Origin of the sequence: Aurantimonas sp. A3-2-R12 (assembly GCF_036016755.1) — a bacterium.
GTDB classification, from domain to species: Bacteria; Pseudomonadota; Alphaproteobacteria; order Rhizobiales; family Rhizobiaceae; genus Aurantimonas; species Aurantimonas coralicida_A.
Genome location: NZ_JAYXIH010000014.1, coordinates 1 through 16554 on the forward strand (window position 1 = coordinate 1; position 16554 = coordinate 16554).

Here is a 16554-nt window from a genome sequence, read left to right on the forward strand (position 1 = left end):
CTCCGGTCAGGTTGAAGTCTCGCAACTCCACCTTAGCCGGCCAATCCGGTGGCCACTTCCGTCACACCATTCGAGGTCCGATTTTCCACCATCAAAGCGGACACTACCGGCTGTGGCGCGACCTACACCATCAAGTCCCAGGATCAGCTCGCCTGCACAGCGCATCGGGAACGGGGAACCTGCGCGAACAACCGAACTGTTCGCGTGCCCGACCTCGAATGTCGCGTGCTTGAAGGCATCAAGCAACGGCTGCTCGCCCCCGATGCGATTGCCGAATTCCTTGCTGAGTATCATGTCGAGAGGAAGCGGCTGAACGCCATAATGCGGCGGGACCGGCACCAGATCGACAAACGGCTAGGCATTCTCGATAGGCAAATCTTGAACATCATCGATTCCATAGCCGATGGTGCTGCAACGGCAGGCATGAAGACCCGGCTGATCGAGATGGAGGCGGAGAAGGAGCGCCTTACCGCCGATCTGGCCGCAATCTTGGATGCCAGCGATGTCGTGGAACTGCATCCGGCCTCGATTGAGGTTTACCGCCGCAGGATCGCCGAGTTGCAGGAGGCGCTGCACTCCAACGAAGACGACCGCCAGGACGCGCTCAATGCCATTCGTTCGCTCGTCACAAGCATCGAAGTGATACCGCGCGAAGGACGGGGGAAATTTGACCTGAACGTCCACGGTGCTCTAGCAGAGCTTCTCAACCTGCCTCACCGCAAACCGGGCGAACCACCGAACACTGCAATGATGGTAGCGGAGGAGGGACTCGAACCCCCGACACGCGGATTATGATTCCGCTGCTCTAACCAGCTGAGCTACTCCGCCATCTCACGACGAGGCGACCACTTCGGGTCGGCGGGGATATAGGAGGCGCGGGCGACGGCTGTCAATGGTCGGAGAAGCGTCTGCTCCGGCTGATTTTGGCCTTCGCCGGTGGAAATCGCCGCAACCCGTCGTCATGCCGCTTCGTTCGCCATCGGCAAGCAACTCGCCTGGGTCCGACGCGGCCGATGTCGATCGCCACAGCCCACAGCGGCGGCCGGCGTCGTGGCCCGCCCTTCTCCCCTCAATCCCGATCCGTGACAGACCCCGCAAGGAAAGGCGTCCAGCGCCGATCCTTGCGGCGAGGCCGCCGCTTCGCTAGGTCCGGTTCGACATCACCAGGAGAGAACGCATCATGTACCCACGAATAGCGGTCGTCGGTTGCGGACAATGGGGCCAGAACCACATCCGGACCCTCGCCGAGATCGGCGCCCTCGCAGGGGTGGCCGATCGCCATGACGACCGCGCGGAGGCCTTCGCGGAACGCTACGGCGTCAAGGCGCTGTCTCCCGAGGCGGCGGTCGCGGCGTCCGATATCGACGCGCTGGTCCTGGCGCTACCGGCATCCGCCCACGGCGCCATGGCGCGCGGCGCCTTCGCGGCTGGCAAGGATGTCCTTATCGAAAAGCCGATCGCACTCGATTCGGCCGACGCCGAGAAGACTGCCGCGGCGGCGCGCGTGGCCGGACGCCTGTTGATGGTCGGGCACGTCGTCCGCTTTCATCCGGTGTTCCAACGGCTTTGCGAGATCGTCGCCGAAGGCCGGATCGGCCAGGTGCGCCATCTGATCTCGAACCGGATGGGTCTGGGGCGGTTTCCCAGCATGGACGTGGTCTGGGATCTGGCGCCGCACGATCTGTCGCTGGTGCTGCATCTGGCCGGGGAGCATCCGGACACGGTCATCTGCCATCGTCGCACGGTGCTCAGCGACGAGACCGACATCGCCGACATCATCCTGGAATTCCCGAATGGCATCGGCGCGGAGATTCATGTCTCGCGGGTTTCGCCCTATCGCGACCGGCGATTCTCGGTGATTGGGACGGAGGGAATGCTGACCTTCGACGATCTGGCCCCGGAAGGCGAGAAGCTGGCGCTTTATGCCCACAAGGTGCGGCGAGCCGGCGCGACATTCGACTTCGACAATGCGCCTGCCGCGTTTCTTCCGACCGATCCGGGCTTGCCGCTCGATCGCGAGCTCAGGCACTTCCTGGATTGCGTCATGACCCGAACCGAGCCGGAAACCGGAGCCAGCGAGGCCGTGGAGACCGTCCGGATCCTGTCGCTGGCCTCGCCGCTTTCGTCGCCGGACCTGACGGCCTGACGACGCGGAATCGGCGACAAGACGTCCGTCCCTACTCTACCCGGCCACCGCGACGGTCGCCGAATGGCTGGTCGCCACCGCCGGCCGAACCGTCTCGGCGATGATGCCGCCGCCCAGGACCTCGGCGCCGGCGTCCTCGCACGCATAGAAGACACAGGCCTGGCCCGGCGCCACGCCATCCTCGCCTTCCAGGAGTTCGACCTGCCAGTCGCTGTCGTCGCCGACGATCCGGGCCGATGCCGGCGGGCGCGTCGAGCGCACCTTGACGAAGAGCGGGCGTCCCGACGCGGCATGGGCGCCCGGCGTCTCGCGCCCGAGCCAATTGACGTCGCGCAGACGCAGGCGGCGCGTCGCCAGCGCTTCGCGCGGCCCGACGATGACACGCGCGGTCGCGGGTTCGAGCGCCACCACATAGAGCGGCTCGCCGGCGGCGACGCCGATGCCGCGCCGCTGGCCGATCGTGTAATGCAGGATGCCCGCGTGCCGGCCCAGCAGCCGCCCGTCGATATGGACGATATCGCCCGCCTCACCCGCGTCGGGCCGTAGCCGCTGGATGACGTCGCTATAGCGGCCCTTGGTCACGAAGCAGATGTCCTGGCTGTCCGGCTTGGCGGCAATCGCGAGGCCATGCCTGTCGGCGAGCGCGCGGGTCTCGGGCTTGGTCAGGCGGCCAAGCGGAAAGCGCAGGAAATCGAGCTGGGCCTGCGTCGTCCCGTAGAGGAAATAGCTCTGGTCGCGATCGAGATCGAGCGGCCGATAGAGACTGCGATGCCCGCCATTCGGTCGGCTATCGATATAATGGCCGGTCGCCAACGCGTCGGCGCCCAAATCCCTTGCCGTGGCGAGAAGATCGCGGAACTTGACGGTCTGGTTGCAGGCGACGCAGGGGATTGGCGTCTCGCCGGCCAGATAGCTTTCGGCGAATGGATCGATCACCGCCGCGCGGAACCGGTCCTCATAGTCGAGCACGTAATGATGGATGCCGAGCGTCTCGGCGACCCGGCGGGCGTCGTGAATGTCCTGGCCAGCGCAACAGGCACCGGCACGGCGGGCGCCCTCGCCCGCGTCATAGAGCTGCAACGTGATGCCGACGACGTCGTAGCCTTGCTCATGCAGAATGGCCGCGACGACGGACGAGTCGACGCCGCCCGACATGGCGACGACGACACGCGTCTCGGCGGGCAGCTTTGGAAGATCGAGGCTGTTCAACATTGGCGCCTCCTGCGGCGTCTCGGCGGTTCTGACGGCGGAGGTCCGTTTCTAGCGGGCTGGCACCGAAAAGCAAAATAATGCGGCCATGACGCTCCCTCTCATTCGGGACCTGACACGCATCGCGCTCCGGCACAGGTAGGCGCCCCGCAAGAGCCCCGCAAGTCATACGCCGCCGAAGGCTTTCCCCGCAACGATCCGCGACCGTTGGAAGGGCCAGCGGTGAGACTCCGGGGCCGGGTTGGCCCCGTCGATCGCCGGTCGCTCAAACTCTTATCGAAACCTTACGGGAAGCTTGACGCTTTTTTTAGAAGCGCCGCGCTAGGGTGAGGTTCGATTAGGTCTTTGAGTTTTGTAGAGAGTACAATGACCGATCAGGTTAGACCACGCGTAAAATACGTCATCGGCCCGGACGGCAGCCCGTTGACGATTGCAGACTTGCCGCCCACAAATACCCGACGATGGGTCATCCGCCGCAAGGCGGAGGTCGTCGCGGCAGTTCGCGGCGGGCTTCTCAGCCTCGACGAGGCCTGCTCGCGGTACACGCTGACGGTGGAGGAATTCCTCTCCTGGCAGATGTCCATCGACCAGCACGGTCTGGCTGGTTTGCGTACCACACAGATCCAGGAATATCGCAAGAAGGTGGACCTGCACTGAATAGGCACATACCCCATTTTCCGAGCGCCTGAGGAGACCGGCTACCGTCGGCTCGAAAGCGATTGAAAGCCCCCGGTGAAAACCGGGGGCTTCGTTTTTTCATGACCCTGTCAACCGCCCACGATACCGGCGGACCTCACAGGTCCGAGGCTGGCGACAGTCAGGCCGGCGGTAATCGGCCTTCCTCCACCGCGAAACAGGCGACCTTGGTCGGGCCGTGTTCGACAAGCACGGGCAGTTCCGAGCGGCAACGGTCGTTGGCATAGGGACAGCGCGGGTGGAAGGCACAACCCGGCGGCGGATCGAAGGGTGACGGCAATTCGCCGGTCAGCCGGATGCGCTGGGTCTTCTTGCCCGGATCGGTCGCCGGCGTCGCCGCCAGGAGCGCCCGCGTGTAGGGGTGCAGCGGGTTCGCATAGAGCGCGTCGACCGAGGCGATTTCGACCGGACGCCCGAGATACATCACCATCACCCGGTCCGCGACGTGCCTGACCACCGACAGATCGTGGCTGATAAAAATATAGGTGAGATTCAACCGCTCCTGGAGGTCGGCCAGGAGATTGAGAATCTGCGCCTGAATTGAGACGTCGAGGGCCGACACCGGCTCGTCGAGGACCAGAATCTTCGGCTCCAGGATGATGGCGCGCGCGATCGCCACGCGCTGGCGCTGACCACCCGAGAACATATGCGGATAGCGATCGTAGTGCTCGGGCCGCAGACCCACCTCTGCCAGTGCCGTCTCGGCCTTTTTGCGGCGTTCGGCGCGCGAAAGCTTGGTGTTGATCTTTAGCGGTTCCTCGATGATCGCCCCGACCTTCTGGCGCGGGTTGAGCGCGCCATAGGGATTCTGGAAGACGATCTGGACGGTCGAGCGGAGCTTCTTGATGTCGCCGGGATGATCGCCCGAGACGCGCACGCCGTCGACGTCGAGTTCGCCCTCCGACGGCGTTTCGATCATCGTCAGCATACGGGCGAGGGTCGACTTGCCGCAGCCCGATTCGCCGACGATCGCCAGCGTTTCGCCTTGCTCGACGACGAAGCTGGCGTCCTTCACGGCCTTGAGTTCGAGCGGCTTCTGGAACAGGCCACGGCGCACCTCGTAGACCTGGCTGACATTCTTGGCGGTGACGATCGCGCTCATCGGGCGTCTCCCGCGTTGAGGGGATAGTGGCAGAGCGCTTCCCCCAAAGCCGGTGGCTGCCGCGGCGGCACCACCGTGCGGCAGATGTCGTCGGCCTTCGGGCAGCGCGGATTGAACAGGCAGCCGTTTGGCCGATCCCCCTGCCCCGGAACGACGCCGGGGATGGTCGGCAGGCGCGCGCCTGTGGCGCGTTCCGGAATCGCGGCAAGCAGCGCCGCCGTATAGGGATGGTGCGGGGTATCGAACAACGTCGCGACCGGCTGACGCTCGACCTGCTGGCCGGCATACTGCACCACGACCCGCTCGGCGGTCTCGGCGATGACACCCATGTCATGGGTGATCAGGATCATCGCCATGCCGTGCTGCTTCTGAAGATCGACCAGGAGATCGAGGATCTGCGCCTGGATGGTCACGTCGAGCGCCGTCGTCGGCTCGTCGGCGATCAGAAGCTTCGGGCTGCAGGCCGTCGCCATGGCGATCATCACCCGCTGGCTCATGCCGCCGGAGAGCTGATGCGGGAAGGCTGTCAACCGGCGTTCCGGCTCCGGCATCCCAACCTGCTGAAGGAGCTCCACCGCGCGGGTCTGGCGTGCCTTGCGGTCGAGATCGGTGTGCGCCTTGAGGGCCTCGCGGATCTGGTAACCCACCGTGAAGCACGGATTGAGGCTGGCCACCGGCTCCTGAAAGATCATGGCGATATCGCCGCCGATGATCTTGCGCCGCTCGCGATCCGACATGGCGCGCATGTCGCGCCCCTCGAAGGCCATCTCGTCGGCGGTGACGGTGGCGGAGGGTGGCAGCAGACCCATCAGCCCGAGCATGGCGACGGATTTGCCCGAGCCGGACTCGCCGACGATGCCGAGGACTTCGCCCGGCTCGACCGAAATGTCGACGCCGTCGACCGCCTTGAACGGGCCGGAGGCCGTGTCGAAGACGACGGAAAGGTTGCGGAGAGAGAGAAGGGGCATGGGTTAGAGTGTCAACTCCGCTTCATCTTCGGGTCGAGCGCATCGCGAAGGCCGTCGCCCACCAGATTGATGGCAAGCACGGTGATGAGAATCGCCAGCCCGGGCAGAGTGACCACCCACCACGCCCTGAGGATGAATTCGCGCGCCTCGGCCAGCATGGTGCCCCATTCGGGCGTCGGCGGCTGGGCGCCCATGCCGAGAAAGCCGAGCGCGGCGGCATCGAGGATGGCGGTGGAAAAGGACAGCGTCCCCTGGACGATCAGCGGGCCGAGGCAGTTGGGCAAGATCGTCACCACCATCAGCCGCAAGGGACTGGCGCCGACGACACGGGCCGCGGTGACGTATTCGCGCTCTTTCTCCGCCATCACCGAGGCCCGCGTCAGGCGGACGAAATGCGGTTGCAGCACGATGGCGATGGCGATCATCGCATTGACGAGGCCAGGTCCGAGGATCGCGACCAGCACCAGCGCCAGGAGCAGCGATGGGAAGGCGAGGATCACGTCCATCACCCGCATGATCAGCGTATCCACCCAGCCCCTGAAATAGCCGGCGATCAGCCCGATCACGATCCCGCCGGTAACCGAGATCGACACCACGACAACACCGACGAAAAGCGAGAAACGCGCGCCATAAATCAACCGCGAGAGGAGGTCGCGTCCCACCGCGTCGGTGCCGAGCAGGAAGGTGGTCGTTCCGCCATCCTCCCAGAACGGCGGCTGCAGCAGCGCGTCGCGATACTGCGCGGACGGGCTGTGTGGCGCGATCAGCGGGGCGAAGATCGCGATCAGAACCAGCAAACAGAACACCGTCAGTCCGATCACGGCGCCCTTGTTCTCGGAGAAATAGAACCAGAATTCGGCGAGCATCGCCCGCCGCGTGCCCCGGCGGCCCGGCGCACCGCCCGCGGCGGCCTCGGCATCGTCGATCCTGTTGAGTTCGTCGGTATGGACCATAATCGCCTCAGTGATGCCGGATACGCGGGTTGATGAACCCGTAGAGGAGATCGACCAGGAGATTGACGACCATCACCACGCCGGCGACCAGAAGCAGCCCGCCCTGCACCACCGGATAATCGCGCTTGAAAACCGAATCGACCATCCATTTGCCGACGCCGGGCCAGGAGAAAATCGTTTCCGTCAGGATGGCCCCGGCCAGAAGCACGCCGACCTGCAGGCCGATGACGGTCACCACCGGAATCAGGGCGTTGCGAAGGGCGTGGACCCCGACGACCCGCAGCGGCCGCAGCCCCTTGGCGCGGGCGGTGCGCACATAGTCGTCGCTCAGCACCTCGAGCATGGCGGAGCGGGTCTGTCTCGCGATCACGGCGAGTGGAATGGTGCCGAGGACGATCGTCGGCAGGATCAGATGGCTGAGCGCTGACCGGAACGCTCCGTCCTGGCCGGACAGCAGGCTGTCGATCAGCATGAAGCCGGTCACTTGCGGGAAATAATAGAGCAGCGAGATGCGTCCCGAGACCGGCGTCCAGCCGAGCGTCCCGGAAAAGAAGATGATCAGCAGCAGTCCCCACCAGAAGATCGGCATGGAATATCCGACGAGCGCGGTCCCCATGATCGACTGGTCGAGCCACGTCCCCCGATTGACGGCCGCCAGAATGCCGAGTGGCAGGCCGATCGCGACGGCGAAGATGATGGCGCAGGTCGACAATTCCAGGGTCGCGGGAAACAGCGTCAGGAACTCTCCCAGCACCGGCCGCTTGGTGACGATCGAGGTGCCGAGGTCACCCTGCAGGATGCCGACGAGATAGTCGAAGAACTGCATGACGATCGGCTGGTCGTAGCCATAGACCTTTTGCAACTCGGCGTAGCGTTCGGCCGACATGCCCCGCTCGCCGGCGAGCAGCATGATCGGATCACCCGGCAACAGCCTGATGAAGGCGAAGGCGACGACGGCGACGCCGACGAAGGTCGGGATCAGGAGGGCGATCCGGTACAGAAGAAAACGGAGCATGGCATCCGACTTGAGGTTCGCCGGATGCGGGCACCGTTTCCCGGCACCGCCCGGCGGGGTCGACACGACGACGCGAATGGACCTTGCCCACCCGAACCTCGCATCGCTTCAGAAAAAGCAGGGAGGGCGGCCCAAGAACCGCCCTTCCCCGACCTGTTACTCGCTGATGTCGACGCCGTCGAACCAGTGACCGCCGAGCGGGTCCATGACGTAGCCCGTCACGTTGGAGCGCATCGGCATGTGAACGACGGAGTGGGCGATCGTGCCCCAGGGCGCCTCGCGCTTGAAGACGACCTGCGCCTCCTCGTAGAGCTTGGCGCGTTCTTCCTGCTCGCCGCTCTTGGCCTTCTGGATCAGGCTCTCGAATTCCTCGTTGCACCACTGCGCCCGGTTGGATCCGCCGACGCCGTCGCAGCCCAGCAGCACCGCGAGGAAGTTGTCGGGATCGCCATTGTCGCCGGTCCAGCCAAGCAGCACCGCGCCGTCGCGGTCTTCCGCCTTCGAGCGCTCGAGATACTCGCCCCACTCATAAGAGACGATCTCGGCCGTAACGCCGATCTTCTTGAAATCCTCCTGGATGAGCTCGGCCATACGGCGCGCATTTGGATTGTAGGGACGTTGCACCGGCATCGCCCAGATCTTCATGGACAGATTCTCGACGCCCGCATCGGCTAGGGCCTGCTTGGCCTTCTCCAGATCGTAGGGATCGTCCTCGACAGCGTCGTTATAGGACCACATCGTCGGCGGGATAGGGTTCTTGGCGGCCTTGCCGGCGCCCTGGAACACGGCTTCGAGGATCGCCTCCTTGTTGATCGCCATGTTGAGGGCCTTGCGGACCTCCGGCTTGTCGAACGGCGCCACCTTGGTGTTGTAGGCGAGATAGCCGACGTTCAGCCCCTCCTGCTCCATGACTTCAATGTCGGCGTTGGCCTTCAGCGCCTCGATATCGGCGGGCGCCGGATAGGGCATCACGTGGCACTCGCCAGAGAGGAGCTTTTGCTGGCGCACCGCCTGATCGGTGGTGATGGCGAAGACCAGATCGTCGATCGGCTGCTTGCCGTCCCAATAGTCGGCAAACGCCTTGTAGCGGATCACCTGATCAGGCTGGTAGGCGAGGAAGCTGAACGGGCCGGTGCCGACAGGCTTCTGGTTCAGATCGGCTTTGTTGTCGCCGAGCGAATCCGCATATTCCTTTGAAAGGATCGAGGCGAAGTCCATCGCCATGTTGGCCAGAAACGGCGCCTCCGGGCGATTGAGCACGAACTTCACTGTCAGATCGTCGACCTTTTCGATCGACTTGACGAGATCCGGCATCGACATGCCGTTGAAATATTCCCAACTCGCGCCGTCGACATACTTGTTGAACGGGTTGTCCTCCTTAAACTGGCGCTCGAAGGAGAAGATCACGTCGTCGGCAGTGAGATCGCGCGACGGCGTAAAGAAGTCGGTGGTGTGGAACTTGGCGCCGGGGCGGAGCTTGAAAGTGTATTCGGTGCGGTCCTCCGACACCTCCCAGCTCTCGGCGAGGCCGGGCTGAATTTCGGTCGTGCCACGCTTGAACTCGACCAGGCGATTATAGACCGGCTTGGAAGAGGCATCGAAGGTCGTGCCGGACGTATAGAGCGCCGGGTCGAAGCCCTCGGGCGATCCTTCCGAACAGTAGACGAGCGTCTTGGCCGATGCGGCGGAGCCGAGCGCGAGCGTCAAAGCGGTCGCCGCAACGAGCCGGGTGAACAGTTTCATGGATGGCATCTCCCTGATCACGAGGCGGGCCAAACCCGCCGGAAGTCGATATCGGACAGGTTTTGCCGGCGTCATGCAAGCGCATTTTTTGACCAAGCATTCAAAAAACCACCCCCTGCGCTTCGACCCCCGACGATGCATAGCGCGTCGATTTGGCCAGGATTTGCCGCTGCACGGCATGAACAATCTGGTTTATTATTCGTGGGATGAGCAAGAAAACAGATCGCCCCAAGGTTTCGGCTGACCGCTCCGCCGGCCGCGCCTCGCCCTCGCAACCCGTCGACGCGGACGCGACACGGCTCGCCCGGACACTGCTGCGCTCGGCTCGCCACGGCGCCCTTGCGGTGCTGCGCCCCGGCGACGGCCATCCGGCGGCCAGCCGAGTCCTCGTGGCAACCGACTTCCTCGGCCGACCGCTCCTGCTGATGTCCGACCTCACCCTGCATGCCAGGGCCCTTGCGGTCGATTGCCGCTGCTCGCTGCTGGTCGGGGCGGCGGGCAAAGGCGACCCCCTCACCCATCCCCGTTTGACGGTGTTCGGGACGGCAAGCGCCATCGCGGCGACGGATCCGGAGCGTCCGGCGGTGCGGGAGCGGTTCCTCGCGCGCCATCCGAAATCCGCGCTCTACGCGGATTTCGGCGATTTCCATTTCGTCCAGCTGGAGTCGGCGTCCGCTTCGCTGAATGGCGGCTTTGGACGCGCCTTTGAACTCACGCCCGCCGAGTTCATCGACGGCCCTGCGGAGGAACTCCAAGCCACGGCCATCCGGGCGCGCGACCACATGAATGCGGATCATGGCGATGCGATCGACCGCATCGCCCTCGATGCCGGCCATGAGGGGCATGGATGGCGTATCGCGACTCTCGATCGCCTCGGCTTCGAAATTCTGCGCGGAGATGCACTGTGTCGGGTGGAGTTTCGCGCCGATGCCGTGGCAGCCGGCGGGTTCCGGAGCGCATTCATCGATCTGGCGGCCGGCAAGGCGTGACGAATCTGAGGAATGAAACCGCGAGAACCTATACCCCTACGCAGGCGTCGCTTCCCCGGCGTCCCGTCGCGGCCTAAACCTTGAAGCCCTCCGGGCAGGCCGCCCGAAACCGGCGATTGCTCTGCCCGCTCAGATAGATGCATTGGCCCGGATTATTGGCCGCCAGGCCGAGCACGCGATCGTCGGAGGTGATGACGGTCTCCGGAATTCGCCCGACCCGGAACGGTGCAACCTCGGCCCCTGAGAGACCGAAAACCGCGCCAAAAACGGGAGGCAAGGCGCCGCCGGTGCAACCGGACAGGACCACCGCGCCGACCAGCGCCGCAAGGAGGCAGCCGTTCTTTCGATGCCCGTGGGGCGTCAGCGAACGTTTTTCCTTCAACCTCAGCTTCTCCATCCCATCATCCCGCGCCGACCGAATGCGCATGTCATCGAGAAACCGCCCGTACTCGGGCCATCTTCACTGCCGCGCCGGCGGCTCGGCCCTCCGCATCGGACGCGATCGGTCCGTGCCGAGGCCTTTTCTTCCGGATTTGGCCACAAAAAAGCTGCCGAGACGACCCCGGCAGCTCTCTTACGATCAAATCACCGTCGTGCCCGGTCAGTAACCGGCTGGGCAACGATAGATGTTACCGTCGGAATAACGGCAATAGCCCGGACGCTCCTTGGAGCGGCCAATGACGTTACCGACCACCGCGCCGGTGCCAGCGCCGATGGCGCCGCCGATCAGCGCGCCCTTCGCATCGCCCGTCACGCCGGCTCCGATCGCCGCGCCGCCAAGACCGCCAAGCGCCGCGCCTCCGGCGGTATAGCGATCTTCCGTCGTGCAACCGGCGACCAAGATGGTAGCCGCTGCGATGGCGGCAATCGAATATTTCTTGAACATGTTCAACCTCTCACTGGACCCGTCGTCCCCACTCACAACGATAACGCATCAATTTCGTTCCGTCACCATATTGATGACTGACCAGATCCAGATCGGCACGGGTATCAAACGCCGGACAGCCCGCCCAAATTTTTTCGGCCGCTTTTAACGGGACGCCACCATCTGCGGTTCCGCGTCAAACGTGATCAGCAACTCGCCGGTCCGGCTGACGGCCCAGTCGATCGAAGCCGATTGCTCGAAGACGTCCGCGTCGACGGCCTTGCAGGCGCCGAGAACCCTGCTCTCCGTGGAGCCACTCAGGCGCATCTCAAGCGCCAAATCGCGCCGGCATTCCTCAACCGACTCATATGCCGGAACAGGAACGGGAATTTCTCTGCAGACCGAAGCATCGCCCGAGCATCCGACAAGTAACATAAAAGCCGCAACATGTTCCATCGAAACGTCTCCTTTGGCTAAACAACGGCCAATTCGGAAAGTCGTTCCAAATTCCCTGCTGGCACCTGAAAAAAACGTCTCGGAAAAAGGCGATTCGGCGAAAAGCCCGGTGTTCCCGTCGGCTCAGCGAACCGGATCGGCGACTCAGGCCTTTACGGCAGAGGAGCGCGAGTTGACCTCGTACTGGTCCTGAGGAATCGTCAGCGTATAGCGCAAGCCGTCGGAAAAATATTCGAGCGAGGCTGCCCCGCCGACCGCGTTCGGCACGATCCGCTCCAACGTCGACGTACCAAAGCGAGCATCACGCTCCGGGCGAACGCGCGGACCGTTTCGTTCTTGCCAATCCAGGACGAGGGTTTCCTCATCCTCCCTGTCTTCAAGCCACGCGCCGATGGCGACCGTTCCGCCGGGGACGGACAATGATCCGTAGGAGGCGGCGTTGACCGCCAGTTCGTGCAGTGCGAGCCCCACATGCAACGACGCCGTCGGCGAGAGATAGACGTCGGGAGACTCGACCGCGATTTGATCCATGCCGTCGGGCGCGTAGCGTTCGACCTGCATCGTGACGAGGCTCATCAAGTCCGCGCCACGCCAATCGGCATCGGTGACGATATCCTGGGAGTAGGCGAGCGATTGAATCCGCCCTCTGAAACGAACGAGAAACTCCGGAACGGTCACGGAGTGACGCGCTGTCTGGCTCGCCAGACTCTGGATGATCGCCAAAAGGTTCTTGGAGCGGTGCGACAACTCACGCAGCAGGGTCTTCAGCGTCTCTTCGCGGCGCTTTTGTTCAGTGATCTCCACCGAGGTACCGATCACCCCGCAGACCTCCCCGTCCTCGTCATGGTCCACATCGATGCGAATGTCATACCATCGTAAAGAGGCGCCGGACGCGATGGCGAGCTCGAAGCGCGCGGGCCGCTGCGTGCGGATCACCTCCCGCTTCATCACGACCGATCGCTCGGCGCCCTGCGGCGCCAAAAGATCAGCATCGACCATACCCGCTTGCGCCCCGGCGAGCCAGGATCGGCCGGCATTGTAGATGCCGACATACCGCAGGTCGCAGTCCTGCGAGAAAACGGACATGTGCGTGGTCCCGAGGGCCCGCAGTATTTTGTTCGACACCATCATAGGATGCTCGACCAACATGATCGCCCCGATCTCGACCTCGACGCGACCTCAGGGTAGCCGCGAACATTCCGCAGAAAGAGGGGCACCTCACCTTCCCATCGTTCCACACGGGCAGCAGACCGCGAGCCCATGTTCGATGCAGTCCGGACCGCGACAATCCGGCCATCCGCATCCGATGCATCACCTGCCCGCGGGCCGGTGGTGCTCCTTCCCTTCCGATTTTCGCCGACTCGCTCAGCTTGCACGACAACACATCGGTCGATCCCAAAGGATTTTTCCGATGATGCACGGCGACCATTGCCGACTAGCTGGCGAGTGGACATGGCGACAGCCGCTTACGCCGCCGCCTGACTATCGGTTTCGAAGAACAGTGCCTGGCTGATCAACGCCTTCACCATGTCGGGGTTGAACGGCTTGGTCACCAGGAAGGTGGGCTCTGGCCGCTCGCCGGTCAAAAGCCGCTCCGGGAACGCGGTAATAAAGATGACCGGAACCGAAACCTTCGCGAGAATATCGTTGACCGCATCGATTCCCGAACTGCCGTCGGCAAGCTGAATATCGGCCAGCACCATCCCGGGCCGCTGCCGCTCGAACAGCGCAATCGCCTCCTTTTGCGTCCGGGCAATACCGGTCACGGTGTGCCCGAGGCTTTCCACCATCTGCTCGATATCCATCGCGATCAGCGGTTCATCCTCGATGATCATGATATCGGTCGACACCTGCCGCCCAATGTCGGAACTGGCCTGGTCGATCAAGTCCGAGAACTTCGCCTCGTCGGCGCCGAGAATGTAGCCGGCCTCCTCGGTCGTGAACCCCTCGACCGCGACGAGGAGAAACGCCTGCCTCGGCAACGGCGAGATGGCGCGCAGATTGCGAGAGGCCTTCTCTTCCCAAGCGGAGGTCGGCGCATCGTCGCGAATGTTCACCTCGACGGACTGCCACATCGAGGAAAACAGCTTGTAGAGCGAAATTCGCGGCGCTTGGTCGTCGGGAAACAGGCTCGGATCGGCAATCAAAGCTTCCAGAACAGCCGCGACATAAGCATCACCGCTCGATTGAGAGCCGCTAAGTGCTCGTGAATAGCGCCGGAGATACGGAATATGCGGCGCTATGCGGGATGACATCGACATGAAAACTCCCCTCGTGTCGACCGAAACAAAGTCGGTGGGCGTGAAAACGCGGAATATGCAGAAAAGTTCCACGCATTGGAACTTTATGCGCTTCCAACGATTAGGCACATGGGAACTGGGTTGGAAAAGTGAAACCTCATCGTCAAATATTGTGGGCCGCAGCGCCTTAATATCTTGATGGGCGGGGGATCGAAGCTAGTTTCTCGGCAACGATTGCCGAGGGGGGTGTCAGTGCGAATGCGAGTTTTGCAAATGAGAGATACGCGACAGACCGTCAGCGCGCGGCTACCAACAAGGCTGCTTAACACAACGCTCCGAGACGTATGATGGGTGATCGCGAGACGAAGGAAGATATGGTGCATACGGCACATGTGAACAAATCTGCGGGTAAGGGTACCGATCCCGGCGTGCATTCGGCGATCGGCAAGCGTCTGAAGGCGTATTATGACGACGTGGCGAGCGAGCCTGTCCCGGATCGCTTCCTGTCGCTGCTGGACGCGCTCGACGAGGCGGAATCCGCCTCCAAGACATCAGGCCGCAAGTAGGTTTTGATGAGCGATCAGATGGACTTTCGCAGAGAATTGATTGCTATTATTCCCAATTTGAGAGCGTTCGCCGCCTCGCTGTCCGGTTCGTTCGATCGCGCCGACGACTTGGTGCAGGAGACGCTCGTCAAAGCTTGGGACAAACAGCATACGTTCCAGCCCGGGACCAACCTCAAGGCTTGGCTCTTCACCATCTTGCGCAACGAATTTTACACGCAGATGCGCAGAAAGGGGCGCGAGGTACAGGATGTCGACGGAATGCATGCCATGCAGCTCGCCGGCCACCCGGAGCAGCAGGGTCATGTCGATCTGCAGGATTTCCGCAAGGCGCTGGACATGCTGCCCGACGATCAGCGCGAAGCGCTGATTCTGATCGGCGCATCCGGTTTCTCCTACGAGGAAGCAGCAGACATCTGCCATTGCGCCGTCGGAACGATCAAGAGCCGCGTATCGCGCGCCCGTACCAGAATCAGTGAAATCCTCGGCATCGAGGGGGACGGCGAATACGGTCCTGACTCGATTTCCTCGCAGATCATCGGAGTTGCTCCGGCCGCCTGACAACCGTCGTTCCCAGGCGTGCAAAAGCTGCGCGTCGCATGGAACAACGCGCGGGCGAAATGGTTTCAGGTAAGAAGATCGCCTTCGGGACCGAGCGCCCCATCCACAGTTCCAGGCCCCATTGTCAATTCGCACAGAACGAGGTTCTCATGGCTTCCGACACTTCCCCGAACAAGAGCTCAACTTCCGCTCAGACGGCTGGCCCGCCCCCCGCGAAGGGCGACAATGCCGACCTGGAAGAACAGGTTGCCAAGCTGCGCGAAGACGTCGCGGGAGTGGCGGATGCGCTGAAGTCTCTGGCGACGGGCCGAGCGGATGATGCGAAGCGACAGGCTTTTGCCTTGAGGGACGATGTGCGCGAACGCGGTGAGCAATATCTGCGCCAGGCACAGGACGCCGCTTCCGATCTCGAGGAGCAACTCAGCGAAAAGGTTCGCTCCGAGCCGATCAAGAGCGTGCTTATCGCAGCGGCAGCTGGCTACCTCTATGCCCGTCTCTTCCGCCGCTGACGATGATCCTGCAACTGATCATCAAGCTGATGACCGGCGAAGCCGGGATTTATATGGCGCGGCTGAAGCGGCTGGCAGTACTTTACGCCATCATGGGACTCTTCGCGATCGCGATGCTGGCCTCACTGATCAGTGCCCTGTCCATCTTTCTGGCCAATCGGTACGGGGCGTTGGAGACGGCGCTAGGGTTCGCGGGCGTTTCGTTCCTGTTGCTCATCGCAACGGGGGTCGCCGTGGTGATCGCACGCAAACCGCCCCGCAAACGCGCCGACGACCGCCTGCAACGCGATATCGCTGCGATCGCGGGCGTCACCGCCCTGTCGAGTGCGCCACAGGTTTTCGGCTTGGTGAAAAAGCGCAAAGGCCTTTTGCTTGTGCCGGTCGCGGCGGCGGGCGCCTGGGGCATCTGGCGGGCGATCTCCTCTTACCGAACCCGCGGAGACCGATGGTACTGACGGCGTAGCGCACAGCCGAACCGTTACACAGCGGGACAGCGGAGGGTTTTCAAGGAGTATTCCGATGACGGTTCCACAGATCGA

At 63.2% G+C, this 16554-nt stretch carries 20 protein-coding genes and 1 tRNA gene; 8 read left to right on the forward strand and 13 right to left on the reverse strand.

What is annotated here, in order from left to right; genetic code table 11:
- Window positions 1–354: 354 nt before the first annotated feature.
- Both VSX60_RS09130 and VSX60_RS09135 read right to left on the reverse strand, forming a co-directional pair.
- Window positions 355–684, reverse strand: a complete 330-nt coding sequence (locus VSX60_RS09130; protein WP_327623846.1) for a hypothetical protein — start codon at window positions 682–684, stop codon at window positions 355–357.
- Between the two features lie 67 nt (window positions 685–751).
- Window positions 752–828, reverse strand: a tRNA-Met gene (locus VSX60_RS09135).
- Window positions 829–1180: 352 nt separating this feature from the next.
- Between VSX60_RS09135 and VSX60_RS09140 the strand changes: the two genes are divergently transcribed.
- Window positions 1181–2146 (forward strand): Gfo/Idh/MocA family protein, encoded by a 966-nt coding sequence (locus VSX60_RS09140; RefSeq protein WP_327623847.1) that lies wholly within the window; start codon window positions 1181–1183, stop codon window positions 2144–2146.
- 36 nt (window positions 2147–2182) lie between these two features.
- Here the strand turns inward: VSX60_RS09140 and mnmA are convergent, their stop codons facing one another.
- Window positions 2183–3358, reverse strand: coding sequence for a tRNA 2-thiouridine(34) synthase MnmA (gene mnmA, locus VSX60_RS09145; protein WP_327623848.1), 1176 nt, complete (start codon window positions 3356–3358; stop codon window positions 2183–2185).
- A gap of 363 nt (window positions 3359–3721) precedes the next feature.
- Between mnmA and sciP the strand changes: the two genes are divergently transcribed.
- Window positions 3722–4012 (forward strand): CtrA inhibitor SciP, encoded by a 291-nt coding sequence (gene sciP, locus VSX60_RS09150; protein ID WP_206455261.1) that lies wholly within the window; start codon window positions 3722–3724, stop codon window positions 4010–4012.
- Window positions 4013–4172: 160 nt separating this feature from the next.
- On the opposite strand, the gene VSX60_RS09155 is transcribed toward sciP, so the two are convergent.
- The 5 genes from VSX60_RS09155 to VSX60_RS09175 all read right to left on the reverse strand — a co-directional run bounded on the left by VSX60_RS09155 (window position 4173) and on the right by VSX60_RS09175 (window position 9832).
- Window positions 4173–5153: an ABC transporter ATP-binding protein gene (locus VSX60_RS09155; protein WP_327623849.1), complete on the reverse strand. Its 981-nt coding sequence runs from the start codon at window positions 5151–5153 to the stop codon at window positions 4173–4175.
- Window positions 5150–6121 (reverse strand): ABC transporter ATP-binding protein, encoded by a 972-nt coding sequence (locus VSX60_RS09160; protein WP_327623850.1) that lies wholly within the window; start codon window positions 6119–6121, stop codon window positions 5150–5152. The genes VSX60_RS09155 and VSX60_RS09160 overlap by 4 nt, the downstream gene beginning before the upstream one ends.
- A gap of 11 nt (window positions 6122–6132) precedes the next feature.
- Entirely contained in the window at window positions 6133–6987 is an 855-nt protein-coding gene (locus VSX60_RS09165; RefSeq protein ID WP_327623936.1) for an ABC transporter permease subunit, read from the reverse strand.
- Between the two features lie 94 nt (window positions 6988–7081).
- Window positions 7082–8089 (reverse strand): ABC transporter permease subunit, encoded by a 1008-nt coding sequence (locus VSX60_RS09170; RefSeq protein ID WP_327623851.1) that lies wholly within the window; start codon window positions 8087–8089, stop codon window positions 7082–7084.
- A gap of 156 nt (window positions 8090–8245) precedes the next feature.
- Window positions 8246–9832: an ABC transporter substrate-binding protein gene (locus VSX60_RS09175; RefSeq protein ID WP_327623852.1), complete on the reverse strand. Its 1587-nt coding sequence runs from the start codon at window positions 9830–9832 to the stop codon at window positions 8246–8248.
- Between VSX60_RS09175 and VSX60_RS09180 the strand changes: the two genes are divergently transcribed.
- Window positions 9831–10076: a hypothetical protein gene (locus VSX60_RS09180; RefSeq protein WP_327623853.1), complete on the forward strand. Its 246-nt coding sequence runs from the start codon at window positions 9831–9833 to the stop codon at window positions 10074–10076. The genes VSX60_RS09175 and VSX60_RS09180 overlap by 2 nt on opposite strands.
- Window positions 10039–10821, forward strand: coding sequence for a HugZ family pyridoxamine 5'-phosphate oxidase (locus tag VSX60_RS09185; RefSeq protein WP_327623854.1), 783 nt, complete (start codon window positions 10039–10041; stop codon window positions 10819–10821). The genes VSX60_RS09180 and VSX60_RS09185 overlap by 38 nt, the downstream gene beginning before the upstream one ends.
- Before the next feature lie 73 nt (window positions 10822–10894).
- Here VSX60_RS09185 and VSX60_RS09190 read toward each other — a convergent pair whose 3' ends face one another.
- The 5 genes from VSX60_RS09190 to VSX60_RS09210 form a co-directional block, all read right to left on the reverse strand.
- The gene (locus tag VSX60_RS09190) at window positions 10895–11203 is read right to left on the reverse strand and encodes a hypothetical protein (protein WP_327623855.1); all 309 of its coding nucleotides are present in this window, start codon (window positions 11201–11203) and stop codon (window positions 10895–10897) included.
- Window positions 11204–11422: 219 nt separating this feature from the next.
- A complete protein-coding gene (locus tag VSX60_RS09195) occupies window positions 11423–11707 on the reverse strand; it encodes a glycine zipper domain-containing protein (RefSeq protein ID WP_327623856.1) in 285 nt (94 codons plus the stop codon).
- Window positions 11708–11851: 144 nt separating this feature from the next.
- Window positions 11852–12142: a hypothetical protein gene (locus VSX60_RS09200; protein ID WP_327623857.1), complete on the reverse strand. Its 291-nt coding sequence runs from the start codon at window positions 12140–12142 to the stop codon at window positions 11852–11854.
- Window positions 12143–12286: 144 nt separating this feature from the next.
- Complete coding sequence (locus tag VSX60_RS09205) at window positions 12287–13228, reverse strand: HWE histidine kinase domain-containing protein (RefSeq protein WP_327623858.1); 942 nt, start codon at window positions 13226–13228, stop codon at window positions 12287–12289.
- Window positions 13229–13608: 380 nt separating this feature from the next.
- On the reverse strand, window positions 13609–14403 hold the full coding sequence (locus VSX60_RS09210; protein ID WP_327623859.1) for a response regulator: 795 nt from the start codon (window positions 14401–14403) through the stop codon (window positions 13609–13611).
- 326 nt (window positions 14404–14729) lie between these two features.
- On the opposite strand from VSX60_RS09210, the gene VSX60_RS09215 reads away from it, so the two are divergent.
- From VSX60_RS09215 to VSX60_RS09230, 4 genes are read left to right on the forward strand one after another with little or no spacing between them, the layout of a single operon-like run.
- Entirely contained in the window at window positions 14730–14948 is a 219-nt protein-coding gene (locus VSX60_RS09215) for a NepR family anti-sigma factor (protein ID WP_327623860.1), read from the forward strand.
- Between the two features lie 6 nt (window positions 14949–14954).
- A complete protein-coding gene (locus VSX60_RS09220) occupies window positions 14955–15506 on the forward strand; it encodes a sigma-70 family RNA polymerase sigma factor (protein ID WP_327623861.1) in 552 nt (183 codons plus the stop codon).
- Between the two features lie 38 nt (window positions 15507–15544).
- Window positions 15545–16015: a DUF883 family protein gene (locus tag VSX60_RS09225; RefSeq protein WP_327623862.1), complete on the forward strand. Its 471-nt coding sequence runs from the start codon at window positions 15545–15547 to the stop codon at window positions 16013–16015.
- A gap of 2 nt (window positions 16016–16017) precedes the next feature.
- Window positions 16018–16470: a hypothetical protein gene (locus VSX60_RS09230; RefSeq protein WP_327623863.1), complete on the forward strand. Its 453-nt coding sequence runs from the start codon at window positions 16018–16020 to the stop codon at window positions 16468–16470.
- The last annotated feature ends 84 nt before the right edge of the window (window positions 16471–16554 follow it).

Coding starts and splice junctions, on each gene's coding strand:
- sciP (WP_206455261.1), top strand. CDS start 3,722: ATGACCGATCAGGTTAGACCACGCGTAAAATACGTCATCGGCCCGGAC.
- VSX60_RS09225 (WP_327623862.1), top strand. CDS start 15,545: ATGGAACAACGCGCGGGCGAAATGGTTTCAGGTAAGAAGATCGCCTTC.
- VSX60_RS09195 (WP_327623856.1), bottom strand. CDS start 11,707: ATGTTCAAGAAATATTCGATTGCCGCCATCGCAGCGGCTACCATCTTG.
- VSX60_RS09140 (WP_327623847.1), top strand. CDS start 1,181: ATGTACCCACGAATAGCGGTCGTCGGTTGCGGACAATGGGGCCAGAAC.
- VSX60_RS09215 (WP_327623860.1), top strand. CDS start 14,730: ATGGGTGATCGCGAGACGAAGGAAGATATGGTGCATACGGCACATGTG.
- VSX60_RS09205 (WP_327623858.1), bottom strand. CDS start 13,228: ATGTCCGTTTTCTCGCAGGACTGCGACCTGCGGTATGTCGGCATCTAC.
- VSX60_RS09200 (WP_327623857.1), bottom strand. CDS start 12,142: ATGGAACATGTTGCGGCTTTTATGTTACTTGTCGGATGCTCGGGCGAT.
- VSX60_RS09170 (WP_327623851.1), bottom strand. CDS start 8,089: ATGCTCCGTTTTCTTCTGTACCGGATCGCCCTCCTGATCCCGACCTTC.
- VSX60_RS09220 (WP_327623861.1), top strand. CDS start 14,955: ATGAGCGATCAGATGGACTTTCGCAGAGAATTGATTGCTATTATTCCC.
- VSX60_RS09185 (WP_327623854.1), top strand. CDS start 10,039: ATGAGCAAGAAAACAGATCGCCCCAAGGTTTCGGCTGACCGCTCCGCC.
- mnmA (WP_327623848.1), bottom strand. CDS start 3,358: ATGTTGAACAGCCTCGATCTTCCAAAGCTGCCCGCCGAGACGCGTGTC.
- VSX60_RS09160 (WP_327623850.1), bottom strand. CDS start 6,121: ATGCCCCTTCTCTCTCTCCGCAACCTTTCCGTCGTCTTCGACACGGCC.
- VSX60_RS09180 (WP_327623853.1), top strand. CDS start 9,831: ATGGATGGCATCTCCCTGATCACGAGGCGGGCCAAACCCGCCGGAAGT.
- VSX60_RS09230 (WP_327623863.1), top strand. CDS start 16,018: ATGATCCTGCAACTGATCATCAAGCTGATGACCGGCGAAGCCGGGATT.
- VSX60_RS09210 (WP_327623859.1), bottom strand. CDS start 14,403: ATGTCGATGTCATCCCGCATAGCGCCGCATATTCCGTATCTCCGGCGC.
- VSX60_RS09175 (WP_327623852.1), bottom strand. CDS start 9,832: ATGAAACTGTTCACCCGGCTCGTTGCGGCGACCGCTTTGACGCTCGCG.
- VSX60_RS09165 (WP_327623936.1), bottom strand. CDS start 6,987: ATGCTCGCCGAATTCTGGTTCTATTTCTCCGAGAACAAGGGCGCCGTG.
- VSX60_RS09155 (WP_327623849.1), bottom strand. CDS start 5,153: ATGAGCGCGATCGTCACCGCCAAGAATGTCAGCCAGGTCTACGAGGTG.